The organism is Streptomyces sp. NPDC008001, from assembly GCF_042958085.1.
Taxonomy (GTDB): Bacteria; Actinomycetota; Actinomycetes; order Streptomycetales; family Streptomycetaceae; genus Streptomyces.
This window is the reverse complement of the sequence record NZ_JBIBIZ010000003.1, coordinates 389,192-410,966: the sequence shown is the minus strand read 5'-3', so window position 1 is coordinate 410,966 and position 21,775 is coordinate 389,192. Positions and strand designations below refer to the sequence as shown.

At 73.3% G+C, this 21,775-nt stretch carries 24 protein-coding genes; 14 read left to right on the top strand and 10 right to left on the bottom strand.

All coding sequences use genetic code 11. The annotated features are described in order from the left end of the window. Positions 1-105: 105 nt before the first annotated feature. Positions 106-879: an SDR family NAD(P)-dependent oxidoreductase gene (locus tag ACFZCD_RS10210; RefSeq protein WP_391829356.1), complete on the bottom strand. Its 774-nt coding sequence runs from the start codon at positions 877-879 to the stop codon at positions 106-108. A gap of 67 nt (positions 880-946) precedes the next feature. Here ACFZCD_RS10210 and ACFZCD_RS10205 point away from each other — a divergent pair, with 67 nt between their 5' ends. The 5 genes from ACFZCD_RS10205 to ACFZCD_RS10185 all read left to right on the top strand — a co-directional run bounded on the left by ACFZCD_RS10205 (position 947) and on the right by ACFZCD_RS10185 (position 5,077). After that, positions 947-2,212, top strand: coding sequence for an aromatic acid exporter family protein (locus ACFZCD_RS10205; protein ID WP_391829355.1), 1,266 nt, complete (start codon positions 947-949; stop codon positions 2,210-2,212). A gap of 336 nt (positions 2,213-2,548) precedes the next feature. Next, entirely contained in the window at positions 2,549-3,028 is a 480-nt protein-coding gene (locus ACFZCD_RS10200) for a toxin (protein ID WP_391829354.1), read from the top strand. Beyond that, complete coding sequence (locus tag ACFZCD_RS10195; RefSeq protein ID WP_391829353.1) at positions 3,013-4,164, top strand: MAB_1171c family putative transporter; 1,152 nt, start codon at positions 3,013-3,015, stop codon at positions 4,162-4,164. The genes ACFZCD_RS10200 and ACFZCD_RS10195 overlap by 16 nt, the downstream gene beginning before the upstream one ends. 62 nt (positions 4,165-4,226) lie before the next feature. After that, positions 4,227-4,556 (top strand): MTH1187 family thiamine-binding protein, encoded by a 330-nt coding sequence (locus ACFZCD_RS10190; protein ID WP_391829622.1) that lies wholly within the window; start codon positions 4,227-4,229, stop codon positions 4,554-4,556. Positions 4,557-4,633: 77 nt separating this feature from the next. Further along, positions 4,634-5,077, top strand: a complete 444-nt coding sequence (locus ACFZCD_RS10185; protein ID WP_391829352.1) for a CBS domain-containing protein — start codon at positions 4,634-4,636, stop codon at positions 5,075-5,077. A gap of 28 nt (positions 5,078-5,105) precedes the next feature. Here the strand turns inward: ACFZCD_RS10185 and ACFZCD_RS10180 are convergent, their stop codons facing one another. Genes ACFZCD_RS10180 through ACFZCD_RS10165 form a run of 4 tightly spaced genes read right to left on the bottom strand, consistent with a single transcriptional unit; the run spans position 5,106 to position 9,737 of the window. Continuing rightward, a complete protein-coding gene (locus ACFZCD_RS10180) occupies positions 5,106-6,365 on the bottom strand; it encodes a condensation domain-containing protein (protein ID WP_391829351.1) in 1,260 nt (419 codons plus the stop codon). Beyond that, entirely contained in the window at positions 6,362-7,300 is a 939-nt protein-coding gene (locus ACFZCD_RS10175; RefSeq protein WP_391829350.1) for an NAD-dependent epimerase/dehydratase family protein, read from the bottom strand. The genes ACFZCD_RS10180 and ACFZCD_RS10175 overlap by 4 nt, the downstream gene beginning before the upstream one ends. After that, a complete protein-coding gene (locus ACFZCD_RS10170; protein WP_391829349.1) occupies positions 7,297-8,469 on the bottom strand; it encodes a GNAT family N-acetyltransferase in 1,173 nt (390 codons plus the stop codon). The genes ACFZCD_RS10175 and ACFZCD_RS10170 overlap by 4 nt, the downstream gene beginning before the upstream one ends. After that, the gene (locus ACFZCD_RS10165) at positions 8,466-9,737 is read right to left on the bottom strand and encodes an aminotransferase class I/II-fold pyridoxal phosphate-dependent enzyme (protein WP_391829348.1); all 1,272 of its coding nucleotides are present in this window, start codon (positions 9,735-9,737) and stop codon (positions 8,466-8,468) included. Before ACFZCD_RS10165 ends, ACFZCD_RS10170 begins: the two co-directional genes overlap by 4 nt. A gap of 402 nt (positions 9,738-10,139) precedes the next feature. Here ACFZCD_RS10165 and ACFZCD_RS10160 point away from each other — a divergent pair, with 402 nt between their 5' ends. The 5 genes from ACFZCD_RS10160 to ACFZCD_RS10140 all read left to right on the top strand — a co-directional run bounded on the left by ACFZCD_RS10160 (position 10,140) and on the right by ACFZCD_RS10140 (position 13,881). Further along, entirely contained in the window at positions 10,140-10,802 is a 663-nt protein-coding gene (locus ACFZCD_RS10160) for a hypothetical protein (RefSeq protein ID WP_391829347.1), read from the top strand. 205 nt (positions 10,803-11,007) lie between these two features. After that, complete coding sequence (locus tag ACFZCD_RS10155; RefSeq protein WP_391829346.1) at positions 11,008-11,988, top strand: carbohydrate-binding protein; 981 nt, start codon at positions 11,008-11,010, stop codon at positions 11,986-11,988. Between the two features lie 178 nt (positions 11,989-12,166). Beyond that, complete coding sequence (locus ACFZCD_RS10150) at positions 12,167-12,430, top strand: hypothetical protein (RefSeq protein WP_391829345.1); 264 nt, start codon at positions 12,167-12,169, stop codon at positions 12,428-12,430. 118 nt (positions 12,431-12,548) lie between these two features. Then, on the top strand, positions 12,549-13,283 hold the full coding sequence (locus tag ACFZCD_RS10145) for a Mut7-C RNAse domain-containing protein (RefSeq protein WP_391829344.1): 735 nt from the start codon (positions 12,549-12,551) through the stop codon (positions 13,281-13,283). A gap of 121 nt (positions 13,284-13,404) precedes the next feature. Continuing rightward, the gene (locus ACFZCD_RS10140) at positions 13,405-13,881 is read left to right on the top strand and encodes an MscL family protein (RefSeq protein WP_391829343.1); all 477 of its coding nucleotides are present in this window, start codon (positions 13,405-13,407) and stop codon (positions 13,879-13,881) included. Between the two features lie 7 nt (positions 13,882-13,888). Here the strand turns inward: ACFZCD_RS10140 and ACFZCD_RS10135 are convergent, their stop codons facing one another. The 3 genes from ACFZCD_RS10135 to ligD form a co-directional block, all read right to left on the bottom strand. Further along, positions 13,889-14,089 (bottom strand): hypothetical protein, encoded by a 201-nt coding sequence (locus ACFZCD_RS10135; RefSeq protein WP_058043383.1) that lies wholly within the window; start codon positions 14,087-14,089, stop codon positions 13,889-13,891. A 368-nt stretch (positions 14,090-14,457) separates the two neighbouring features. After that, positions 14,458-14,883: an SH3 domain-containing protein gene (locus ACFZCD_RS10130; protein ID WP_391829342.1), complete on the bottom strand. Its 426-nt coding sequence runs from the start codon at positions 14,881-14,883 to the stop codon at positions 14,458-14,460. An 82-nt stretch (positions 14,884-14,965) separates the two neighbouring features. After that, entirely contained in the window at positions 14,966-16,009 is a 1,044-nt protein-coding gene (gene ligD / locus ACFZCD_RS10125; RefSeq protein WP_391829341.1) for a non-homologous end-joining DNA ligase, read from the bottom strand. A gap of 60 nt (positions 16,010-16,069) precedes the next feature. Between ligD and ACFZCD_RS10120 the strand changes: the two genes are divergently transcribed. Further along, positions 16,070-17,131 carry an ATP-dependent DNA ligase gene (locus tag ACFZCD_RS10120; RefSeq protein ID WP_391829340.1) on the top strand — a complete coding sequence of 354 codons (1,062 nt, stop codon included), beginning with the start codon at positions 16,070-16,072 and terminating at the stop codon, positions 17,129-17,131. Between the two features lie 30 nt (positions 17,132-17,161). On the opposite strand, the gene ACFZCD_RS10115 is transcribed toward ACFZCD_RS10120, so the two are convergent. Then, complete coding sequence (locus ACFZCD_RS10115) at positions 17,162-18,127, bottom strand: TIGR03557 family F420-dependent LLM class oxidoreductase (RefSeq protein ID WP_391829339.1); 966 nt, start codon at positions 18,125-18,127, stop codon at positions 17,162-17,164. A gap of 289 nt (positions 18,128-18,416) precedes the next feature. Here ACFZCD_RS10115 and ACFZCD_RS10110 point away from each other — a divergent pair, with 289 nt between their 5' ends. Continuing rightward, positions 18,417-19,682, top strand: coding sequence for a glycoside hydrolase family 6 protein (locus ACFZCD_RS10110; protein ID WP_391829338.1), 1,266 nt, complete (start codon positions 18,417-18,419; stop codon positions 19,680-19,682). Further along, positions 19,679-20,569: a sulfotransferase gene (locus ACFZCD_RS10105; RefSeq protein WP_391829337.1), complete on the top strand. Its 891-nt coding sequence runs from the start codon at positions 19,679-19,681 to the stop codon at positions 20,567-20,569. Before ACFZCD_RS10110 ends, ACFZCD_RS10105 begins: the two co-directional genes overlap by 4 nt. A 52-nt stretch (positions 20,570-20,621) precedes the next feature. On the opposite strand, the gene ACFZCD_RS10100 is transcribed toward ACFZCD_RS10105, so the two are convergent. Next, positions 20,622-21,119 (bottom strand): hypothetical protein, encoded by a 498-nt coding sequence (locus tag ACFZCD_RS10100; protein ID WP_391829336.1) that lies wholly within the window; start codon positions 21,117-21,119, stop codon positions 20,622-20,624. A gap of 259 nt (positions 21,120-21,378) precedes the next feature. Between ACFZCD_RS10100 and ACFZCD_RS10095 the strand changes: the two genes are divergently transcribed. After that, positions 21,379-21,714 carry a glyoxalase superfamily protein gene (locus ACFZCD_RS10095; RefSeq protein WP_391829335.1) on the top strand — a complete coding sequence of 112 codons (336 nt, stop codon included), beginning with the start codon at positions 21,379-21,381 and terminating at the stop codon, positions 21,712-21,714. Positions 21,715-21,775: the final 61 nt, after the last annotated feature.

Genomic DNA, 21,775 nt, shown 5'->3' with positions numbered 1-21,775 from the left:
CCGATCGACCGCACGGAGCTCAACGAAAACGACAAGGAGCCCGGCGGCCGGGATCCGGCCGCCGGGCTCCTCCCCCGCGTCGTCTCACAGCACGGCGAAGCCGTCTCACACCATGGTGAAACCGCCGTCCACCGGCAGCACCGCCCCCGTCACGAACGACGCCCGGCCGCTGCACAGCCAGGCCGCGGCCTCCGCGATCTCCGCCGGCTCGGCCGTCCGGGCCTGCGGCGTCAGGCGGTGCAGCTCCGGCTCGATGTGCGGGTTCCGCTCGAACCAGCCGGCGATGATCTCGCTGCGCGTGGTCCCCGGGGCGACCGTGTTCACCCGGATGCCGTGCGGGGCGTACTCGGCGGCCGCGGCCTTGGTCAGGCCGACCACCGCGTGCTTCGAGGCGATGTACGGGGCGGCCGCGGGTATCGCGAGCATCCCGGCGACGCTGCTGTTGTTGACGATGGAGCCGCCCTGCCCCGACTCCACCATGGCCGCGAGCTCGTGGCGCATGACGTTCCAGATGCCCCGCACGTTGGTGTCCATGATGGCGTCGTAGGCGTCGTCCTTCATCAGGTGCATCGGCTCCTGGTCCCAGCCGATCCCCGCGTTGTTGAACGCGGCGTCGAGACGCCCGTGCCGCTCGACGGCGAACTCCACCGCCCGTCGCGCGTCGTCCTCCCGGCGCACGTCCCCGGCGACGAACGCCGCGTCGCCGCCGCCCTCGCGAATCTCCTCGCACAGCGCTTCCAGGCGCTCGCCGCGGCGCGCCGTCAGCACCACCGCGGCGCCCTCGCGCGCGAACACCTTCGCTGCGGCAGCGCCGATGCCGCTGCTCGCCCCCGTAATCAGCACACTCTTACCGGCGAGAAAACCCTGATGATCAGTCATGGCCGGAATCCTGCCATCCCCCGCCGGCCGCCCTCCCCCGGCCCCGGTGCCCCAAGTGGCCCATCGGATGGCTGGCGGGGAGTCGGGAGGGGGAAGGAGGACCGACGTGCCCGGACTACGTGATCCCCTGACGATGCTGGTGAGGCGGGGCAGGGAACCGGCGGTCGTGCAGACGGTGCGGTCCACCGCAGCCGCCGTGATCGCCTATGTCGTGGCCCTGTCGCTGAGCAGGGAACCGGCCCCGCTGACCGCGCCGCTCACCGCGCTCCTGGTCGTCCAGGTCACGCTCTACTCCACGCTCACCACGGGGGTGCGCCGGGTCAATTCCGTCGTGGCCGGCGTCCTGATCGCGATCGGCTTCAGCGTGCTGGTCGGGCTGACCTGGTGGAGCCTCGGGCTGATCATTCTCGCCTCCCTCGTCATCGGGCGGTTCGTGAAGGCGGGCGAATTCGTCCCCGAGGTCGCGATCAGCGCCATGCTCGTCCTCGGCGTGACCCGGGTCGCGGAGACCGCCTGGGACCGGGTGCTGGAGACCCTGATCGGCGCCGTCGTCGGGCTCCTCTTCAACGTCCTGCTCGTGCCCCCGGTGTGGGTGCAGCCCGCGGGCGAGGCCATCGAGGACCTCGCCCGGCGGATGCGCCGCCTCCTGCAGGACATCGGCGAGGAGGTCAGCGGCCACACGCCGGTGGAGAGGGCGGCGGCGCGGTTGCACGCGGCGCGGCGGCTCGACCACGACATCGTCCAGGTGGACGCCTCGCTCCGGCAGGCCGAGGACAGCCTCCGGCTCAATCCGCGCGTCAAGGAGGGCCTGCTCTACCGGGTCGTGCTGCGGACGGGGCTCGACGCGCTCGAGATCACGGCGGTCGTGCTGCGCGTGATCTGCCGGTCCCTCACCGATCTCGCCACGCACCGCGCGGACGAGCCGCTCTTCCCCGGCGACACCGCCGCCGCCCTCGAAGAGGTCTTCGGGCACATGGCCCTGGCGGTGGAGAACTTCGCCATCGTCATCACCACCCACGTCACCACGAGCGCCGAGCACGCGGAGGAGAACCTGACCCGGGAGCTCGACGACGCCCGCCGCACCCGGGACCGGGCCGCCGGCCTGCTCCTCCGCCAGGTCCAGCAGCACCCTCGCCAGTGGCAGTTGCACGGGGCGCTGCTCGCGGAGATCGACCGCATCCTCGACGAGCTCGACGTGGAGAAGCGCACCGAGCGGCTCACCGAGGAGCTCGACCGGCGCTCGCGGGAACAGCGCGAGCGCTACCCCCGGCTCCACCGCGTCGTGCAGCGGATCCGCCGCAGCCGCTACGGCCGCCGCAGCACCCTCGGCTGACCGCCGGCCCCGTCCCGTACCCGATCCGGCCCTGTCCCGTACCCGCTCCGGCCCGGTGCCGTACCCGCCCGTCACGGCGACGTTCCGCAACCCTGGCGTGACAGCGCGCGGCGATCTACGATCACAAGCGGCTTGGGCACATGTGCGAGGGGGGCTCGTGGTACTGCCATTGACCGCCTTGGGACGCGCCGGGCGGGCCGGGGGACCGCAACCGCGATGACACGGCGCCGATACCGGGTCATGTGCCCGCCCGTCCCTACGACTGCGGGAGAAGCGACTGAAATGCACTGGAGGCATCTGCGCCGCCGATGCCAGAAGGTGATCGGCCGGATTCCTGTGCCCGACCCTTTCTCCGCACAGGATCTGTGCCAACGCCTTGCCGCCGAGCGCGACCGGCCCCTGCGCTTGCTGGCGCTGCCCACCCCGACCGTCCCCGGCACTCCGTCGGGAATGCTGCTGTCCGTCGAGACGGAGGACTTCATCCTCTACGACGGGCAGACAAGCCCGCTGCACCAGGAGCACATCATCGTCCACGAGATCGGGCACCTGGTGTGCAACCACCGCTCCGCCCTCGACGACACCCGGCTCTACCGCCACCTCGACATCACCGATCCGCAGTCGGTGCGCCGGGTGCTGCCACGGATCCGCTACGGCGACGAGCAGGAGCAGGAGGCGGAGATGATCGCCACGCTGATCCTGGAGGCCGCCGGGCGAGTGCCCGCCCCGACGCTGCTGTCGGGCATGCTCGGCGGGCTGGAATCGGCGATGGGGCTGCGGGTGGGCCGGCCGACGGGGGCGTCGTGCTCACCTGGATAGAGAACGCGGGCATCGCCGCCCTGTGGGCCGCGGCCGTCGTACGGGCCCCGCAGGCGGTCCGCCACCGCGAGCAGCGGCCGCTGTGGTTCGCCGTCGTCATGATCGCCCTGGCGATGTCCATGCACCTCGACCCCGTGACGGCGGTGCTGGCCCGCCTGGTGCCGGGGGCGCACTGGGTGGACCTGACGACCCACCTGTTCAGCATCGTCGACGCCGCGGCGGTCCTGTGGTTCATCCACGGCGCGGCCGGCCGCCACCGCCACACCCGCCTGCTCTTCGGCACCGCGGCCGCCGTCATGGTCTCGCTCGTCCTGCTGGACGTGCTCGGGCCCGCGCACGCGCGGAACCGGATCGCGCCGTCCCGGGACGCACCGAGCGTGCCGGACGCCTACTGGTGGGTCTTCTTCGCCTTCCACCTCACGGCCGACACGGTCTGCGGCATCGTGTGCTGGAGCCACGGCCGGCACGGCACGCCGCGCCTGCTGCGCTACGGGCTGCGCCTCTTCGGCACCGGAATCCTGCTGGCCTCGGTGCTGTGGTCGCTCAAGCTCGGCTACCTGTACACGCGGTCACCGGTATTCGCCCCGCTGTTCTCGCCGGTCACGGGCGCCGAGGCCGCGTTCATGGCGCTGGGGGTGGCGCTCCCGGTGTTCGCCCGGATCCGGACGCACCTGCAGTACCGCAGGTCGTACCACGGCCTGGAACGGCTGTGGCAGGACCTCACGACGCACACCCCGGACGTGGTCCTGCGCCCGGCCAACCGGATCGGCGCCGCGGCCGTCCCCCTCCAGCTGCGGCTCTACCGCCGGGTCATCGAGATCCGCGACGCGATGATCGTCCTGCGCAACTACATCCCGCCGGACACGCTCGAGTCCATCCGCGGGAGCGTGGACCGGCAGTCCCTGCCCGAGCACCTGGTGGACGCACACATCACCGCGTCCTGGCTGACGGCCGCACTGCGGAACAAGCACGCCGGCCGGAAGCCCCACGCCCAGACGGCGAACCTCACCGGGCCCACGGAGCAGGACGCGGACGAGCCGTCGGCCCGCAGCCTGACCCATGAGATCGAGCACCTCCTGCTCGTCGCGTCCGCCTACCACGCGACCACGACCGCCTCGCCGCGCGCAGGGACATGAGAAGCGCGCGGGACATGAGAAGCGCGCGGGACATGAGAAGAGAGAAAGGACGGCGGAGCACCGTGCTCATCGCCTTCACCCTGACCCCCGTCGGCGTCGGAGCGAGCTTCCGCGACGAGATCGCCGACGCCGTGGACATCATCCGGGAATCCGGACTGCCGTACCGCTCGGACTCCATGTACACCATGATCGAGGGCGAGTGGGAGGAAGTCATGGACGTCGTCCGGCGGGCCACGGAGGCCGTCGCCGCACGGGCGCCGCGAGTGCAGCTCGTCCTCAAGGCCGACCTCTGGCCGGAGATGCCGGGCCTCCTGGACGGCAAGATCAGCACGTTCGCGCAGCACGTGGCCGGCCGCGGGGCCGTCACGCCGGGCCCGGACGTCCCGGCCTGACCGGTGTGCGCATGGCGTCGGATGGCCATCCGTGTTGCGATGGAAGGAGCAGACCTGCCACGACGGGAGGAGCGATCATGGCACGGAACAAGCCGCTCAAGGCCCGCGACATCATGACGGCGGGCGCGAAGTGCGTCGGCGAGCACGAATCGCTGCTGGACGCGGCGAAGATGATGCGCGAGCTGCACGTGGGCGCGCTGCCCATCTGCGGTGACGACGACCGCCTGCAAGGCGTGGTCACCGACCGGGACATCGTCGTCCAGTGCGTGGCCGACGGCGTGGATCCGGCGAGCGTGGAGGCGGGTTCCCTCGGCGGGGAGCTGCACTGGATCGATGCGGACGCCCCCGCGACGGACGCCCTGGCCTCCATGGAGCAGCACCAGATCAAGCGGCTGCCGGTGATCGACGTGCAGAACGGCCACCGTCTCGTCGGCATGATCTCGGAGGCCAACCTCGCGCAGAACCTCTCCGACAAGCAGATCGCGGAGTTCGCGTCGCGGGTGTACGCGGGCGCGCACTGACGCTCCGCGCGATCCGCCGCACGAGGGCTCAGGGGCGGGCACCCGCCAGGACGGCGGGTGCCACCGCCGCCTTGAGATGGGTCATGGCTCTTCCGCACAGGTCCGCCGCGCCGGGATCGGTGGAGGTGACGCTGAAGAACATCCGGCCGCCGAAGCCGATCAGGATGACCAGCGGGGCGCCGGAGAGGCTGGTGTGGGCGACGCCGTGGAAGGAGGTCAGGCGCAGGTTGCCGTAGGTCTCCGGGACGGTCACGCGGAAGTTGCTCAGTGACACGTCGAAGCGTGCGCCCTTCTTCTCGCTGCGGTGCAGCAGGCCGGAGATCAGCCGGTGCGGCAGCGGCATCATGCGGAACCCCGCCACGAGCGGGCGCAGTTCGTCGGGCCGCAGACGCCGGTGGAGGCCTTCCCGGACGTCGCGGGCCCGGTCCCAGAACGCTTCGTGGGGCGTGTGGGCCACGGGCAGCAGGAAGCTGGCCGCGTAGAGGCCCACGGACTCCTGGGGGACGGGGACGAGGATGCGGCGCAGGTCCGCGGCGACGGCGACGCGGGCCGGGCCGGGCGCGGGGAGGGCGCGGGCGAAGGCCGTGCAGAGGGCTGCGTGCACGGTGGTCCGCTCGGCGCGGCAGCGGTCGAGCAGCGCGGTGGTGTCGGCCGTGTCCAGCGTCCACGTGCTGCAGGTCAGCGGTGCGGCGGGGCCGGTGGGCCGGGGGGCCGGGGGGCTCGCCTGGTGGGGCACGCGCAGGGAGCGGGAGAGTCCGACGAGGTCGGCGGGGCGCATCCGGGGGCCGGGGAGGAGGCCGTCGGCGGGCGGAGCGGCGACGGCGGGCCGCCCGTGGGCGGGTGCGGCGAGGTGCTGGAGGACGTCCCGGATCACGACGGCTGCCGAGTGGCCGTCCGCCACGAGGTGGTGGAAGACGGCGATCAGGTCGAAGGAGTCCCCGCCGTCGACGAGGACGAACCGTGCCAGGGGCCCCCGGGAGGCGGCGAAGGGGCGCTGGAGCTCCTCCTCCAGCACGCTGGTGACCGTCCGGCCTGCGGCGGGACGCACCACGCGCAGGGGTGTGCCGGGCACGCCCCGGGTGGTGAACCAGGCCCGCCAGGGGCCGGTGCGCTCCACCCGGGCGCCGAGGAGGGGGTGCCGGGCGCGGACGGCGGCGATGGCGCGGTTCAACTGGCCGGGGGTCGTGGGGCCTTCCACGTGGACCGTGGCGGCGACGGTGGCGGGCAGTGCCTCGCCCGCCGCCCAGACCACGCGTTCGTACGGGGAGAGGCGTCGGCGCACGCTCATGTGCTGCTCCGGGTGTCGGGGAGGGCGGGGTTGAGGGTGGTGCGGAGTCCCTCGGGCCAGGTGATGCCGGGGGTGAAGGCGGGGAGGGTGCCCGGCGCGGTGGTCCAGGAGGGGTGGCGGGCCTCGCTGACCTTGTCGGGGTTGAGCATGCCGGTGCGGCCCAGGGTGCGGGCGGCGGCCATGGCCAGCGGTGCGGGCAGGTGGACGACGCGGGGCGGGCGTCTGCCGAGGGCCGCCGCGACGGCTTCGCCGATGTCGCTCCACAGGTGTTCCGTGCCGTCGCCGAGGTGGTGGACGGCGCCGGGTCTGCCGTGTTCGGCGGCGGCGAGCAGGGCGCGGCAGAGGTCGTCGACGTGCAGGAGGGAGTAGCGGCGGGGGCCGCGCGGGCCGACGGCGGGGAGCAGGCCCGTCCTGGCGGCCGCGGCGAGGCGCGGCAGGAAGTGGCGGTCGCCCGGCCCGTAGACGATGGGCGGCCGGACGGTGAGGGCGGGGAGCCGGGCATCGGCCAGGCGCAGGGCTTCCTCGCCGCCGAGTTTGCTGCGGCCGTAGGCGGAGACGGGGGCCGGGGTGTCCTTCTCGTGGCGCAGCCGCCCGGGGCCGCTGGCGGCCAGGGAGGAGCAGTAGACGAGCCGGGGCGGGTGGGGCTGGGCGGCCAGTGCGGCGACCAGGCGGCTGGTGCCGCCGGTGTTGACGGTGGCCAGGGCCCGGGGGTCGGTGGCGTGGGTGAGGGCGGCGAGGTGGACGACGACGTCGGCGTCGGCGGTGGCCTCGCGGAGGCCGGTCCCGGTGACGAGGTCGGCGGTCACGGTGCGCGCGCCGGGCACGGGGCGGCGGGGGTCGCGCACGAGGGCGGTGACGTCGTGGCCGAGTGCGGTGAGGTGCGTGACGAGGCGGGTGCCGACGAATCCGGTGGCGCCGGTGACGGCGTACCTCATGCGGTGGCGGCCGGGGTCGCCGCGGGGGCCGCGCCGAGGGGGCGGTGGTAGAGGCGGTGGGTGCGGGTGTGGACGGCGCCCATGGCCTTGGCGTAGCGGGCGGCGTCGCGGTTGTCCTCCAGGATCCAGGAGTACTCGTTCTCGGTGTATCCGAGGCGGGCGGCGGCCTGCTGGGCCCGGCAGAAGAGGGCGGCCATCAGGCCGCGGCCCCGGTGTTCCTTGGTGATGCCGGAGGTGGAGGCGCGGGTGCGGGTAATGCGGCGGCGGTCGCGGGCGGCGCGGACGAGGCCGATGGGCAGGCCGTAGGTGGTGAGGCGGCCGCGGACCCGGGCCAGGGCCTGGTTGGCGTCGGGCAGCCAGAGGGTGAAGCCTGCGGGTTCGCCGCCGACTTCGGCGATCTGCAGCAGGTCGGGGACGAGGAGGGGCTTGAGGCGGCGGCCGAGGTGCCGGAACTCGGCGTCGGTGAAGGGCACGGAGGCGTAGTTCTCGGCCCAGGCGTCGTTGTAGATGCGCAGGACGGCGGCGAGGTCGGCGTCGTAGCGGCGGGGGTCGAGGGGGCGTACGCGGATGCCGGGAGCGGCCAGGGCGCGCTGTGCGGCGCGGCGGATGACCGCGGGGGCCTCGCCGTCGGCGGGTACGGGCCCGGTGAAGGTGTGGAGGTCCTTGGCCTTCGTGAAGCCGCAGGCGGTGAACAGCTCCGCGTAGTACGGGGGGTTGTGCGGCATCTGGACCGTGGGCGGGCGGTCGAATCCGTCGACGAGGAGGCCGCATTCGTCGTTGGTGGTGAAGCTCAGGGGCCCGAGCATGCGGTCGGCGCCCCGGTCGGCCAGCCACCGGTCGGCGGCGGTGAAGAGGGCGCCGGCGACGGCCGGGTCGTCGGCGCACTCGAAGAAGCCGATGTGGCCGGTGCGGTCCTGGTGACGCTCCTGGTAGCGGGGGTCGATGTGGGCGGCGATGCGGCCGAGGGGGGTGGTGCCGCGGTGGGCGAGGAAGAGCTGGACGGTGCCGGAGGTGTGGAAGGGGTTGCGGCGGGGGTCCAGGCAGGCGCGCAGCTCGCGTTCCAGCGGGGCCACCCAGTGGGGGTCGTCGCGGTAGAGCGTGTGGGGCAGCCGGACGAAGGCCGTGGTGGCGGCGCGTCCGCGCACCGGGGTGATGCTGACGTCGGTCATCGGACGGTCTCCGGGGCGGGGGCCTGGCGGGGGCGGGCGAGCACGGCGGGGGTCACGGGGACCGAGGAGGCGCGCCGGGCGGTGGCGAAGGCCTCGGCGATGCGGTCGGCGTGGGCGTCCGTGTGGGTGGCCTGGAGGGTGACGCGGATGATGGTGCTGCCTTCGGGGACGGCCGGCGGGCCGACGGGGTTGGTGAAAACGCCGGCGTCGAGCAGGCGCTGCCACAGCCGGACGCAGTCGGCCGCGTCCCCGGTCCGTACGGCGATGACCGGTCCGGACGGCAGGGCGGCGGCGGGCGCGGGGCCGGTGTCGTAGCCGAGGCCGGCGAGGTGCCCGCGGAGGCGGGCGGCGAGGGACAGGACGCGGTGGCGGCGCCAGGGTTCGTCGATGCTGATCTCCAGGGCGCTCATGGCGGCGGCGAGGGCCGCCGGCGGCATGGAGGCGGAGAAGAGGATGGCGCGGGCGGCGTAGCGCAGATAGGTGATGACGTGCGCCGGGCCGGCGAGGAACCCGCCGGTGGAGCCGAAGCACTTGGAGAACGTGCCGGTGAACAGGTCCACCTGCCCGTGGACTCCGAGGAGTTCGGCGGCGCCGCGCCCGGTGGGCCCCAGCAGGCCGATGTCGTGAGCGCCGTCGACGAGTGTGCGGGCGCCGTGGCGGCGGGCGGCGGCGGTCAGGGCCGGCAGCGGCGCGAGGGCGCCGTCCATGGAGAACATGCCGTCGGTGACGACGGCCTTGGCCGCGGCCGGGTCCGCCTCAGCGAGGAGCCGTTCGAGGTGGGCGGGGTCGGCGTGGCGGTAGCGCACGCGGTGCGCGGCGCCGAGCCGGATGGCGTCGATCAGCGAGGCGTGGTTGGCGGCGTCGCTGAAGACGGCGTCGCCGGTGCCGAAGAGCGCCGCGAGGGCGAGGTTGGCCTGGAAGCCGGTGGTGACGACGGCGGCGTCCTCGGTGCCGAGGAAGTCGGCGACGGCGGCCTCGAGTTCGCCGTGGAGGGGGAGGGTGCCGTTGAGGGTGCGGGCGCCGGAGCAGGAGGTCCCGTACGTCCGGAGGGCGGTCGCGGCCGCGGCGGTGACCCGGGGGTCGGTGGCCAGGCCGAGGTAGTCGTTGCAGCCCGCCATCACGACCTTGCGCCCGTCGACGACCGCCTCGCCGTCGCGCGCCTGCAGGGGGCGGTAGTAGGGCCGTACGGGGGTGGCGTGGACGGCCCGGAGGAAGGGGGAGGCCAGGGGCTTGTCGAAGAGGTCGGCACACGGATTGCTGTCGGGCATGAGGGAGGGGGGCTCTTCCTTCGGCGTCGGGGAGCGGGAAGGTACACAGGGTGGAGCGGTGTGGAAGGAGCGCGGTGGTGCGCCCTGCAGCCTGCCGTGCGGGGACGCGCGGAGCCAGGACGTCGGGGCCGCTTTCACTCACCCGTGGTCCTCATTGGCTTTTCCGCTTGTGTCTCTATACGATCGCCCGCCCGGCGGGCCGGGACCGGTGGGCCGGTGCGGTCCGGCCCTCTGACGGCCTTTCGGCTGATCGGCTCACAGCCCGTCACCCTCCTGGTAGGCGACCGGTAACCCGGTCGGGCTCTGCGGCGGGGCGGGGGCGGGGGCGACGAATTGCGGGGTGCGCGGGCCGGGCGCAAGGTGAGCGTAATGATCGCCTGTCCTGCCCGAAGGAGTTCGTTCATGGGTGCTTCCCGCAGAACCGCTCTCATGGTCTCCGGCGCCCTGTGCGGCGCGCTGACCCTTGGTGCGGCCGGTTCCGCCGTCGCGTCGGCCGGTTTCCCGCCCCCTGTGCCGCCCACTTCGTCCGCGGCCTCCAAGGCGCCGGTGCCGTCGCCCGAGGCGCTGCGCGAGGCGGCCGGCGACGGGGCCCGGGCCATCGACCGCAACGTGGTCGGGCAGCGGGCCGCGGCGGCCCTCAAGGAGTGCCGGGCGGCCGGGCCGGGCGCGGCGCAGAGGGCCGGTGGCGCGCGGCGGGACGGTGCGTCGTGCGTGCAGGTCAAGGAGCACCTTGAGGGCCTGAACCGGGCCCGCGCCGCTCTGGCCAAGGAGGCCGCGACCGCGCACCCGGACCTGGAGCGGATGACCGCTGCCGCCACGGAGGCGGCGGCGGCCACGGCGCATCTGGCGAAGGACGGGGTCGAGGTGTCCGGGCGGGGGCGGGGCCCGGCTCACGGACACGGTCACGGGCACGGCCGCGACCACGAGCGCGAGCAGCTCGACGGCGGCCCGGGGCTGCTGGCGCTGGTGACGAACGTGCTGGGCGGTCTGGTGAATGCGCTCGGCGGCGTCGTCGGCGGGCTGACGGGGCTGGTCGGCGGGGTGCTGGGGGGCATCCTGGGCTGAGCGCGGATCAGCAGGGAAGGGCGGCGCGGGCCTTATCGGGGCCCGCGCCGCCCCCTGATTCGTGCGCCGGGGCCCGGCCCTCCGCTTGGTGCGCGGTGCGCCCTTGCGCGTCTCTTGACACCTCAGGGATTGTCATGGACATTCTCATCGCTTGGTCCGGTCCAATCACCCCCCACCGCGCACCCCGTGCCCGTCCGGAGGAGCCATGAAGAGAGCCCGTACGGCCCTGCTGTCCGCAACGGCCGCACTCGCCGCACTTGCCGCCCTCGGCACCGCAGCCCCCGCCGCCTCCCACCCCCGGGCGGCGGGGAGCACCGCAGCCGCCCGGGACCACACCCCCTCCCCCGGCGCCCCGCACCGCGGCACGGTCGCCGGCGCCCGCACCCCAGGCCACTCCCCCGCCCGCGAACGCGCCGCCCGCATCTTCGCCGAGGGCCGCCGCGCCGCCGCGTCGGGCGGCTCCCTCAGCCGCCACGAGCGCATACCCGGCGGCGGGACCGCGACCCCGGAGGCCGGCCTCACGCACAACTGGTGGGGCGTCTTCCCGCAGCCCGGCACGCACGACGGCATCATGGCGACCCACAGCGTCGACGCCTCCTACCGGGTCTCCGACAGCGAGAACTTCACCTACTCCCCCACCACCAAGGCGCAGAACTCGTGCATGGAGGTGGTCACCGCCTACTGGAACAGCGGGAACGAGATCTGGGCCTGGGACTGGTGCTCCGACCCCGGCGGGCCCGCGAAGACCGTCGCCGTCGACGCCGCCTTCCTCGCCACGTACACGGACGGCGCGACCGGGCGCCCCGCCTACGGCGTCCAGATGGTCCAGGACGACGCCGCGGCCAACCAGTGGTCCGCGTACCTCTACAACTACCGCACGGCCGCCTGGGACCTGCTCTTCCGGAAGTCCGGCAAGGACCGGAGCGGGCTGTCCCACGGCTGGGACATGTTCGAGATCTACGCGAGCGTCAACCCCGCGACCGGCACGGGCTACTACTGCTCCGAGGCCCGGAAAACCGTCTTCGACTCCGCCGCCGTCTCGCTGCGCCGCCACGGGGCGTGGCAGCCCGCCCGGCCCGCCGACTCGCCCTGGACCGAGGACGAGCCGCAGGGCCGGGACTTCCTCTGCCCGCCCCTGAAGTTCCTCCGGGCAGGCGCCAACGACCACTGGACCGTCCGCCAATGACCACGCACAGTGATCAACCCGCCTGAACTCCTGAGCGGACGAGGCGGAAACCCGAAGGTACGCCAGGGGAAGAGGACTACCCGGCCCCGGCGGCCGTCACACGCTGTGTCACCGAAGCGGGGGAGAGATCCGCCGATCCGGCCTCCCCCGCCCCGCGCGCCCCCCGAGAGTTACCCCCATGAGCCTCACCACCGCAGGCAAAACCCCCGGCCCTGTCCGCTTCTACCTCGCTTGCGACCACCACGGCTGCACCACGCACACGACCTTCGACCTCGTCATCCCCGACCCCGGCCCCTCGCGCGACGACGACCTGTGGGGCCACCTCCTGCACCACACGCACACCGCCACGCCCCACATCCGGGAACTCGGCTGGACCTACCTCCACGGCAACGGCTACACCTGCCCCACCCACCAGGTACCGGCCCTGCCCAGCGCCTTCTGACGTACCGTCGGAGCGCCCCCGGCTCCGGCCCCGCCCGGGGGCCGGGCCCGGGCCGGAGCCCGCGGCACCGTGCACGCCCCGCGTCCGGCGGCCCGCCGGGCGATGGCATGCTGGCGGCGTGAGCAGACCGGAAATCCATGTCACCCTCGCCCCTGAGCTGCAGCTCTTCGTCAACTCCGAGCTCCGCAGAAAGCGGGCACCCGTCACGATCGACGCCTCCTCGTCGCTGGGGCACGTCATCGAATCGCTGGGCGTTCCGCTCACCGAGGCCGGCACCCTGCTCGTCGGCGGGCGCCCGGTGCCGACGTCCCACGTCCCCGCGGCGGGGGAATCCGTCGAGGTGCGCGCGGTCGAGCGCCCGCAGCAGGTGCCCGGCGCGCCGCTGCGCTTCCTCCTCGACGTGCACCTGGGGACGCTCGCGCGCCGGCTGCGGCTGCTGGGCGTGGACGCGGCCTACGAGAGCGAGGACATCGGCGACCCCGCCCTCGCCGCGCTCTCCGCGGCCGAGCGCCGGGTGCTGCTCAGCCGCGACCGCGGGCTGCTGCGCCGGCGGGAGATATGGGCCGGCGCCTACGTCTACAGCGACCGTCCCGACGAACAACTGCGCGACGTCCTGGGCCGCTTCGCCCCGGCGCTGGCTCCCTGGACGCGCTGCACCGCCTGCAACGGGCGGCTCGCGGACGCCGACAAGGAGACGGTGGAAGAGCTGCTGGAGCACGGGACGCGGCGCACGTACGAGGTCTTCGCGCAGTGCACCGCTTGCGCACGCGTGTACTGGCGCGGGGCGCACCACGCGCGGCTGGAGGCGATCGTCGAGGACGCCGTGCGGGAATTCGGCGGCCCGGCCGCCTGACCGGGGCGCGCCGTACCGCTGAGGACCGCTTGACGGAATGTAGCGTGCTGTCCGGCTTCCGCGGCCGCTTCCGGCCCGGAGCCGGTCACGCACGGGAGCCGGTCGGGTCCGGAGGACGGTCATGCTCAGAGGGTTCAAGAACTTCGTCATGCGCGGCGACATCGTCACCGTCGCGGTCGGTCTGATCATCGCCTTGGCGCTCAGCACGCTCATCAAGGCGTTCACCGACTTCATCATCAACCCGATCATCGCCCGGGCCCAGGGCGGGCATTCGATGGGCCTGGGCTGGCAGCTCGGCCGGCCGGGCAACAAGAACACCTACCTGGACCTGGGTTCGTTCCTCTCGGCGGCCGTCTACTTCCTCATCTTCATGGCCGTGGTGTACTTCCTGATCGTCGTCCCGTACAAGCACGTGCAGGGGCGGCGGGGCGTGGTCGTCTTCGCGGAGCCGGCCGCGCTCAAGACCTGCCCCGCGTGCCTGTCGGAGGATCTGCCCGCGGCCGCGCACAAGTGCCGGTACTGCGCCACGGACCAGCCTCCGGCCGCCCCGGCCGCCGGAGGCCCGGTGCCCGGGGGCCCGGTGCCCGGGGGCCGCTGACGCCCGGTCAGGGCCAGGTGCGGTTGCGGGCCTCGGCGCGGGCGCGGCGCTCCTCCGTCCGGATGCGGCGCTCCTCCGCCGCCCGCCGCACCCCCTCGGCCCGGCGCTCCGCGTAGCCGTTGGGTTCCACGACGTGGAAGCACTGGCCGCAGACGTAGCCGCCCTCGGGGCCCTCGATAACCGGATTCAGACAGTCCTTACACAGCATCACGACAGCATTCGGCCGGGAAACAAAGACATCACCCATTATTCCGTCCGCCCTCGGGTCGGCCAGCACAATCCGTTGCCGTCAGCCACCCGGAGTAACGGAGTCCGCGCGCGATACCACTCCCTTATATACGTCCTGCAGGCCTCGTGGGGCGCGCGGGCGCACCGGGGGCCGCCGGGCGACGGAAAATACGACGATGGGGGCAGCCGCCGGGCCGCGTTCCGCCGCGGGAGGCGTAGGGGCGGGCGTAGAGGCGGCGCTCACTCGGCGGGCCCCCGGGTGCGCCGGACCGGCGCACCCGGGGGCCATGTGCCGCGGCCCTGCGGGGAGTTCCGCGGCACGGGGCTCCCGCGGGCGCGGGACGGGCCTCAGCCCATGGCGGACCGGGCGCCGGGGGCGTTGCCCTGCGGCGTGCGGTCGACGTCCTTGCACAGCGGGACGGTGCCGGCTCCGGCGCTGCCGATGTAGGCCGCCGAGACCCAGGTGTTGCGGTTGCCCAGGAGGTACCAGACGTTGGTGCCGCCGATGGTCTGGGCGCGGACCTTGCAGCGCAGGGTGATCTTGGCGCCGCGGGCCATGATGCCCCGTACCGCCGAGTCCGTGCTGGGGTACATGCGCTCGTTGACACCCGAGGCGCTCATGATCTTGCCGGCGGGCTGCTGGGGGACCGGCGGGGCGCCGGGGCCCGACGCCGCCTGGGCCGAGCCGGCGATCAGCAGCGAGCCGACCAAGGCGGCCGCAGCGATGGCATCGGTCGAGATCTTCTTGCTGCGGACTGCGAGTGTCCTGGGCATGGGGGCTCCCTGATCTGCGGGGTGGATGACGCAATGCCGACGTACCACGCCGCAATTCTTAATAAACCAGGGCAAATCCCCCTCACTCTTTTGTGTCAGCAGACCCCTCCGACGGCTCCTTCCGGGCCCGGCTCGGCTGGACGCGCTTGGGCTCGCCCTTCATCTTGGGGTGCTCCGGCGGGTACGGCAGATCGCCCAGGCCGTGCTCGCGCTCGTCCCGGTCGGCCAGGTCCAGGGCGGCCTCCAGGCCGCACGGCTCGTCCTCCATGCCGGCGTGCACGTCGCCGACGGCCTCGAAGCGGGCCGGCATGGTCGCCAGGTCGAAGTCCTCGGGCACGGCGCCGCCGGTCACCTCGTCCCACGTGAGCGGTGCGGAGACCGGGGCGTGCGGGCGGGGCCGCACCGAGTAGGCGCTGGCGATGGTGCGGTCGCGGGCCGTCTGGTTGTAGTCGACGAACACCTTGGACCCGCGCTCCTCCTTCCACCACGCCGTCGTGACCTCCCGCGGGGCCCGCCGCTCCAGCTCCCGGGCGACGGCGATGGCGGCCCTGCGCACCTGGACGAAGGTCCACCGCGGCGCGATCGGCACGAAGACGTGCAGCCCGCGGCCGCCGGACGTCTTGGGCCAGCCGGTGAGCCCCAGGCCGTCGAGGACGTCGCGGAGTTCGACGGCCGCCCGGACGGCTTCGGCGTACCCGGTGCCCGGCTGCGGGTCGAGGTCGATGCGCAGTTCGTCGGGGTGCTCGGTGTCCGTCCGGCGCACGGGCCAGGGGTGGAACGTCAGGCAGCCGAGGTTCGCCGCCCACAGCACGGCCGCGGCCTCGGTGGGGCAGATCTCGTCGGCGTAGCGGCCGCTGGGAAAGGCGATCCGCCCCGTCGGGATCCACGCGGGGAGGTTCTTCGGCGCCCTCTTCTGGAAGAAGGACTCCCCCTCCACGCCGTCCGGGTAGCGCTCCATCGTGGTCGGGCGGTCCCTGAGGGCCCGGACGATGCCGTCGCCGACGGTGAGGTAGTAGCGGGCCAGGTCCTCCTTGGTGAAGCCGCGCTCGGGAAAGTAGACCTTGTCCGGGTGCGACAGCCGTACCGTCCGCTCCCCGGCGGTGAGCTCCAGCGCCTCCTCTGCCATGCCTTCACGCTAGAGGGCCGTGCCGTGCGGCGCCTGCCGGCTGCCCGCACAATCGCGGTCATGGACCTCCCCGTGATGCCTCCGCTGCAGCCGATGCTCGCCAAGCCCGTGGCGGCGATCCCGCCCGGCATGCTGTACGAGGCGAAGTGGGACGGCTTCCGGGCGATCGTCTTCCGCGACGGCGCCGAGGTGGAGCTGGGCAGCCGCTCCGGCAAGCCCCTCACCCGCTACTTCCCCGAGCTCGTCGAGGCCCTCCGCGAGCGGATCCCGCCGCGCTGCGTGCTCGACGGGGAGATCGTCCTCACCCGCGGCGGGCGCCTGGACTTCGACGCCCTGCTGGAGCGCATCCACCCCGCCGCCTCCCGCGTCCGCCGTCTGGCGGAGGTCACCCCGGCGAGCTTCATCGCCTTCGACCTGCTCGCCCTCGGCGAGGAGTCGCTGCTCGGGACCCCGCAGCGGGACCGGCGGGACGCCCTGACCACGGCGCTGCGGGGCGTTGCCGCCCCCGTGTACGTCGCACCGGCCACGTACGACCTGGAGACGGCGCACGCGTGGTTCGAGCAGTTCGAAGGCGCGGGCCTCGACGGGGTCGTCGCCAAACCGCCCGCCTCCCCGTACCGGCCCGGCGAGCGGGCCATGGCCAAGGTCAAGCACGAGCGGACGGCCGACTGCGTCGTCGCCGGACTGCGCCTCCACAAGAGCGGGCCCGTCGTGGGCTCCCTGCTGCTGGGCCTCCACGATCCGGCCGGGCGTCTGCAGCACGTGGGCGTCTGCGCCTCGTTCCCCATGCGCCGCCGCCAGGAGCTGATGGCGGAGCTGGAACCGCTGCGGATGCCCACGGCGGAGGGCCACCCGTGGCAGGAGTGGGCCTCCGAGGAGGCGCAGGCGGCCGGCCGGATGCCGGGCGGTCCCAGCCGCTGGACCGGCACCAAGGACCTGTCGTGGGTGCCGCTGCGGCCCGAGCGGGTGTGCGAGGTCGCCTACGACCACCTCCAGGGCGACCGCTTCCGCCACACCACGCAGTTCCGCCGCTGGCGCCCCGACCGCGAACCGCACCAGTGCACGTACTCCCAGCTGGAGGAGCCGGCGGACTACAAGCTCGCCGACATCCTCGCCCTGTGAGGAGCGGGCGCCCGCCGAGGCCGGCGTCCGTCAGAGCGTGCGCAGGGCGGGGAGCAGTTCCCTCTTGGCCCAGTCCAGGTACGGCTCCTGGTGGCCGCCGCCGATCTGGACGAGGGCGACCTCCTCGAACCCGGCGTCGGTGTAGGCCCGTACGGCCTCCACGAAGCGGTCCACGTTGGAGCCGCAGGGGATCGCCTCGGCGACCTCCTCCTTGGTGACGGAACCGGACGCGGAGGCGAAGGCCTTGTCGTGCGGCAGCTCGGAGTTGACCTTCCAGCCCAGCCCGAACCAGCGGAACTGGTCGTGGGCCCGCTCAACCGCCGCGGCGTGGTCGGTGTCGTAGCAGACGGGGAGCTGCCCGATGCGGGGCTTTCCGGCACCCCCGTGCCGGTCGAAGGACTCCAGCAGTTCCTTCTTGGGCTCGGTCGCGATGACCAGGTCGGCCAGCTGCCCGGCCAGCCGGCAGGAGTGCTCGCCGGAGACCGCGATGCCGATGGGCGGGGGCGGCACGGGCACGTCCCACAGCCTGGTGTGCTCGACGTCGTAGTGGGTGCCGTGATGGGTGATGAGCTCCCCCTCGAAGAGGGCCCGGATGATGACGGTCGCCTCTTCGAGCATCTCGTGGCGGACGCTGACGCCGGGCCAGCCGTGGCCGACCACGTGCTCGTTCAGGTTCTCCCCGGAGCCGAGCCCGAGCCGGAACCGCCCCTGTGACAGCTGCTGGACAGTGGCCGCCTGCTGCGCGACGAGCACGGGGTGGTAGCGCGTGGTGGGGCAGGTGACGAACGTCATGAGCGGGATCCTGGAGGTCGCCTGCGCTGCCGCTCCCAGCACCGCCCACGCGTTGGGCGAGTGCCCCTGCGAGGCGAGCCAGGGGAAGTAGTGGTCCGAGGTGACGGAGAAGTCGAAGCCCGCGTCCTCCGCTCCCACCACGTGCGCGACGAGGTCCCGGGGGCCGGCTTGCTCGGTCATCATCGTGTATCCGATTTGCACCATGCATGACGCGTGCCCGGCAGCGGCCCGCGCATAACTGACGCTCTGCCGGCTGGGCCGTCCGGGTGGGTCCCGTTCGGCGCAATCCGACGTGTCTGACGCTCCGGCAGCCGGCACTGTGTCTGAAATGGACCGATCGGCCAATATGAAGTACGGGGGATCGATGCCATACGAGGTCCGGCGACACAGGAAGACGGCAGGAAGGGCGGCAGGAAAGAGGAGGAAGGCCGCAGGGAAGAGGAAGAAGAGGGCGCTGCGGTGCGGCGCGGTCCTCCTGGTGTGTGCGGGCGCGATGTTCCTGGCCCGGCCGGCGAGCGGGGCCCTGCCGGACGACGACGAGAACCTCGACGCCACCTCCCCGTTCTGGGTCGAGCCGAGGGGGCCCGCCGCCCGCCAGGCGGAGGTGTGGCGGGAGCGGGGGCGCGAGGAGGACGCGGCGGTCCTGCAGCGCATCGCGAGGGAGCCGGTGGCGGTCTGGCTGACCGGCGACGACCCCAAGGCCCAGGCGGAGAGCGTCACCCGCCAGGCCGAGCGCGCGGGGGTGATCCCCGTACTGGTCGCCTACAACATCCCGCAGCGCGACTGCGGCCAGTACTCCTCCGGAGGAGCCCCCGACGCCGCCCGCTACCGCACCTGGACCTCCCGGGCCGCGGCCGGGATCGGCGCGCGCCGCGCCTGGATCGTCCTCGAACCCGACGCCCTCGCGCAGTGGGCGTCGGGCTGCGTGCCCGCGGCCGCGGCCAAGCAGCGGCTGGCGCTCATCGCCGAGGCGGTGCGGACGTTCAAGTCCCGGCCCGGCGTCTCGGTCTACATCGACGCGGGCAACCCCGGCTGGATCAAGGACCAGAACCTCATGGTGACGGCCCTGACCGAGGCGGGGATCGCGGAGGCGGACGGCTTCGCGCTCAACGTCTCGAACTTCCACACCACGCCCGTCACGCGCGCCTACGGCGACCACCTCTCGGCGCTCCTCGGCGGCGCCCACTACGTCATCGACACGAGCCGCAACGGCAACGGGCCGCTGCCCGAACCGCACCCCGCGCCCTCGGCGCCCGCCAAGGCCCGGCGGGCAGCGGGCGCGGACGAGTCGGACGACCTCGACGTGTCCCGATACCTTGAGGAACTCGAAGACCTCGAGGAGCCCCGAAGCCTCGGCCAGGAGGAGGAGACGGGCGAGAAGGACGAGCCCGGGGAGGAAGGCGGCAAGGACGAGAAGGAGGGGGCGGGCCGGAAGGAGGCGGCGAACGGGAAGGAGGGCGGCAAGGAGGAGCAGCACGAGCCCGAGTCCTGGTGCAACCCGCCCGGACGGGCCCTGGGCACTCCCCCGACCACCGCCACCGGGGACCCGCGCATCGACGCCTTCCTGTGGATCAAACGGCCCGGGGAGTCGGACGGCGCCTGCCGCGGCGCGCCGCCGGCCGGCCGCTGGTGGGCGGAGTACGCGCTCGAACTCGCCCGCACCGCACCGGCACGGCTCTCGGAGCCGTCGCCGGAGCCGTCGCGGAGCCGCCCGTTCCGGGGACGGGCGCGGCAGGGCGCGGGCATCATGGGTGAGTGACTGAGCGGGCCAACCGGACGGTGGTGTTCATCACCGGCGCAGGGCACTCCGGTACGACGCTCCTCGGTCTGCTGCTGGGCGCGCACCCGTCGGTCTTCCACGCCGGGGAAGCGTGGAACAGCACGCGCCTGGGAGCCGTGAGGGACGACGGACGGGCCGTCGAGTGCACCTGCTGCGGTGCCGGCTGCCCGGTGTGGGGCGGTCTGCGCCCGGGCGAGGACGGCCTGGGGCTGCCGGGTTCACCGGATCTGTACGAGACGCTGTCCGTACGGTCCGGGCGCCCCGTTGTCGTCGACTCCAGCAAGGCGGTCCCCTGGATCGAGGCCCGGTCGGCAGCGGTCCGGGGCGTCGTCCCGGCGCATCTGCTCCTCCTGGGCCGGGACGGACGGGCCGTCGTGAATTCGCAGCTGCGCAAGTACCCGCACGTTCCGGCGCGCGAGCACGCCGCGAGGTGGGCGGCGCAGATCCGCGCCGCGGAAGAGCTCGCCGGCCGCTGGCCGGGTCCCGTGTCGCGCCTGCACTACGAGGATCTGGCCATGATGACCGAGGACGTGCTGCAGCAGCAGGCCCGCTCCCTCGGTCTCGCCTTCGAGCCCGCGATGCTCGATCCGTGGGAAAGCGAGCAGCATCCGCTCGGCGGCAACCGCGGGACGCATTCTCTCCTGGCCCGTTCGCGAGGTGCGCGCGGCTCGCGCGCTTCATGCGCTTCATGCGCGAGCGGTGCGGCGGAGGAGGAATTCCCCGGGGGTGCGGGCAGGCGTGCGTACTATGCCCGGCATCCGCCCGCCGTCGTGCTCGATCTGCGCTGGCATCAGGAGATGCCTGCGGATGCCCTGGCGGTATTCGACGAGGTCGCCGGCGAGGTCAACATTCCTTACGCGAGGTAACCCGACCTGCCGGGTGATCCGTGGCACCCGGCGGGCCGGACGGCGCAGGCGCTCAGTAATGCCAGCGCGGCTTGCCGCTGCCTCCGCAGGTGATGAGCCGGCCCTGGCCGTCGTGCGTGCTCGCCCCCACGTCGGCCGTGCGGCAGAACTGGCCCGCCTTGTAGCAGTTGCCCGCGCCGGAGCGGATCTCGCAGCTCGTACCGGCCTCGTGCGCGGCCGGTGTGCGCGCTGCGGTTCCGGTCGCGCTCGTGTGCCCGGCGGCCGGCGGGGTCGCGGACTTGCGGGGCGGTTTCTGCAGGGCCGGGGACGGCGTCGTGCTGCGAGAGGGCACGGCGGGGGACGCGGAAGGCGGCTGCGACGGCGAGGGAGACGCGGAGGCCGGGGCGGAGGCGGAGGGCGAGGACTTCCCGGCCGGTGACGCGTCCTCGTCGCCACCGGTGCAGCCGGCCAGGGTGAGGACGCCGGCGAGGGCGATGCCGCAGGCGCCGGCCCAGCGGCGGCGAAAGGCCGGGAGGGATATGCGGGCCGGGAAGGATGTGCGGGAAGACATGCTCTGGCAACTCCACGTTCGGAACGGTCGGGAATGAAGCCGCACTTCGAAATCCGTGACTCCGCTTTGCCGCGGACACGGAAAATCGCTGCCGACACGTGGGGGGAACCAACTTGGCGCCCTCACATTAGCGGCATCCCGCCGCACGGGTGAACCGGGATTGCAAGAAGATATGCCTTCGACCCGGATAACCCACAAAGAGGCCGTTTGTCGGCAAAGCGTAACAACCGGGCGGCACCGGGTCTGTAATGATGGCTCCGTGGACGAAGAAGTCATCCCGGTGCTTTATGTCGAGGACGCGAGGACGGCGGTCGCGTGGTACGCCCGCCTCGGATTCGCCGAACAGTGGGAACACCGCTTCGAACCGGGCCTTCCGGCCTTCGTCGAAGTGGCTCGCGGGCCGGTGCGGCTGTTCCTGTCGGAGCACGCGGGCGATGCCCGGCCCGGCACGCTGGTTTATGTGCGGGTCCGCGATATCGACGGCCTCGCCGCCGAGTTCGGCGTTCCCCCGGAAACCGCTCCGTGGGCACGGGAGATCGAGCTCCGGGACCCGGACGGAAACCGGCTGCGGGTGGGCACCCCGGCCTCCCGTTGACCGAATATCGACGTTTCGGCCCGGCGCGGCCCGGCCGGGCCTCCTCCCGACTTGGAGCTGT

Coding starts and splice junctions, on each gene's coding strand:
- ligD (WP_391829341.1), bottom strand. CDS start 16,009: ATGGCAGAGGAGGCGCTGGAGCTCACCGCCGGGGAGCGGACGGTACGG.
- ACFZCD_RS10160 (WP_391829347.1), top strand. CDS start 10,140: ATGGGTGCTTCCCGCAGAACCGCTCTCATGGTCTCCGGCGCCCTGTGC.
- ACFZCD_RS10175 (WP_391829350.1), bottom strand. CDS start 7,300: ATGAGGTACGCCGTCACCGGCGCCACCGGATTCGTCGGCACCCGCCTC.
- ACFZCD_RS10185 (WP_391829352.1), top strand. CDS start 4,634: ATGGCACGGAACAAGCCGCTCAAGGCCCGCGACATCATGACGGCGGGC.
- ACFZCD_RS10120 (WP_391829340.1), top strand. CDS start 16,070: ATGGACCTCCCCGTGATGCCTCCGCTGCAGCCGATGCTCGCCAAGCCC.
- ACFZCD_RS10155 (WP_391829346.1), top strand. CDS start 11,008: ATGAAGAGAGCCCGTACGGCCCTGCTGTCCGCAACGGCCGCACTCGCC.
- ACFZCD_RS10135 (WP_058043383.1), bottom strand. CDS start 14,089: ATGCTGTGTAAGGACTGTCTGAATCCGGTTATCGAGGGCCCCGAGGGC.
- ACFZCD_RS10100 (WP_391829336.1), bottom strand. CDS start 21,119: ATGTCTTCCCGCACATCCTTCCCGGCCCGCATATCCCTCCCGGCCTTT.
- ACFZCD_RS10130 (WP_391829342.1), bottom strand. CDS start 14,883: ATGCCCAGGACACTCGCAGTCCGCAGCAAGAAGATCTCGACCGATGCC.
- ACFZCD_RS10170 (WP_391829349.1), bottom strand. CDS start 8,469: ATGACCGACGTCAGCATCACCCCGGTGCGCGGACGCGCCGCCACCACG.
- ACFZCD_RS10205 (WP_391829355.1), top strand. CDS start 947: ATGGCTGGCGGGGAGTCGGGAGGGGGAAGGAGGACCGACGTGCCCGGA.
- ACFZCD_RS10115 (WP_391829339.1), bottom strand. CDS start 18,127: ATGGTGCAAATCGGATACACGATGATGACCGAGCAAGCCGGCCCCCGG.
- ACFZCD_RS10165 (WP_391829348.1), bottom strand. CDS start 9,737: ATGCCCGACAGCAATCCGTGTGCCGACCTCTTCGACAAGCCCCTGGCC.
- ACFZCD_RS10140 (WP_391829343.1), top strand. CDS start 13,405: ATGCTCAGAGGGTTCAAGAACTTCGTCATGCGCGGCGACATCGTCACC.
- ACFZCD_RS10110 (WP_391829338.1), top strand. CDS start 18,417: ATGTTCCTGGCCCGGCCGGCGAGCGGGGCCCTGCCGGACGACGACGAG.
- ACFZCD_RS10210 (WP_391829356.1), bottom strand. CDS start 879: ATGACTGATCATCAGGGTTTTCTCGCCGGTAAGAGTGTGCTGATTACG.
- ACFZCD_RS10150 (WP_391829345.1), top strand. CDS start 12,167: ATGAGCCTCACCACCGCAGGCAAAACCCCCGGCCCTGTCCGCTTCTAC.
- ACFZCD_RS10180 (WP_391829351.1), bottom strand. CDS start 6,365: ATGAGCGTGCGCCGACGCCTCTCCCCGTACGAACGCGTGGTCTGGGCG.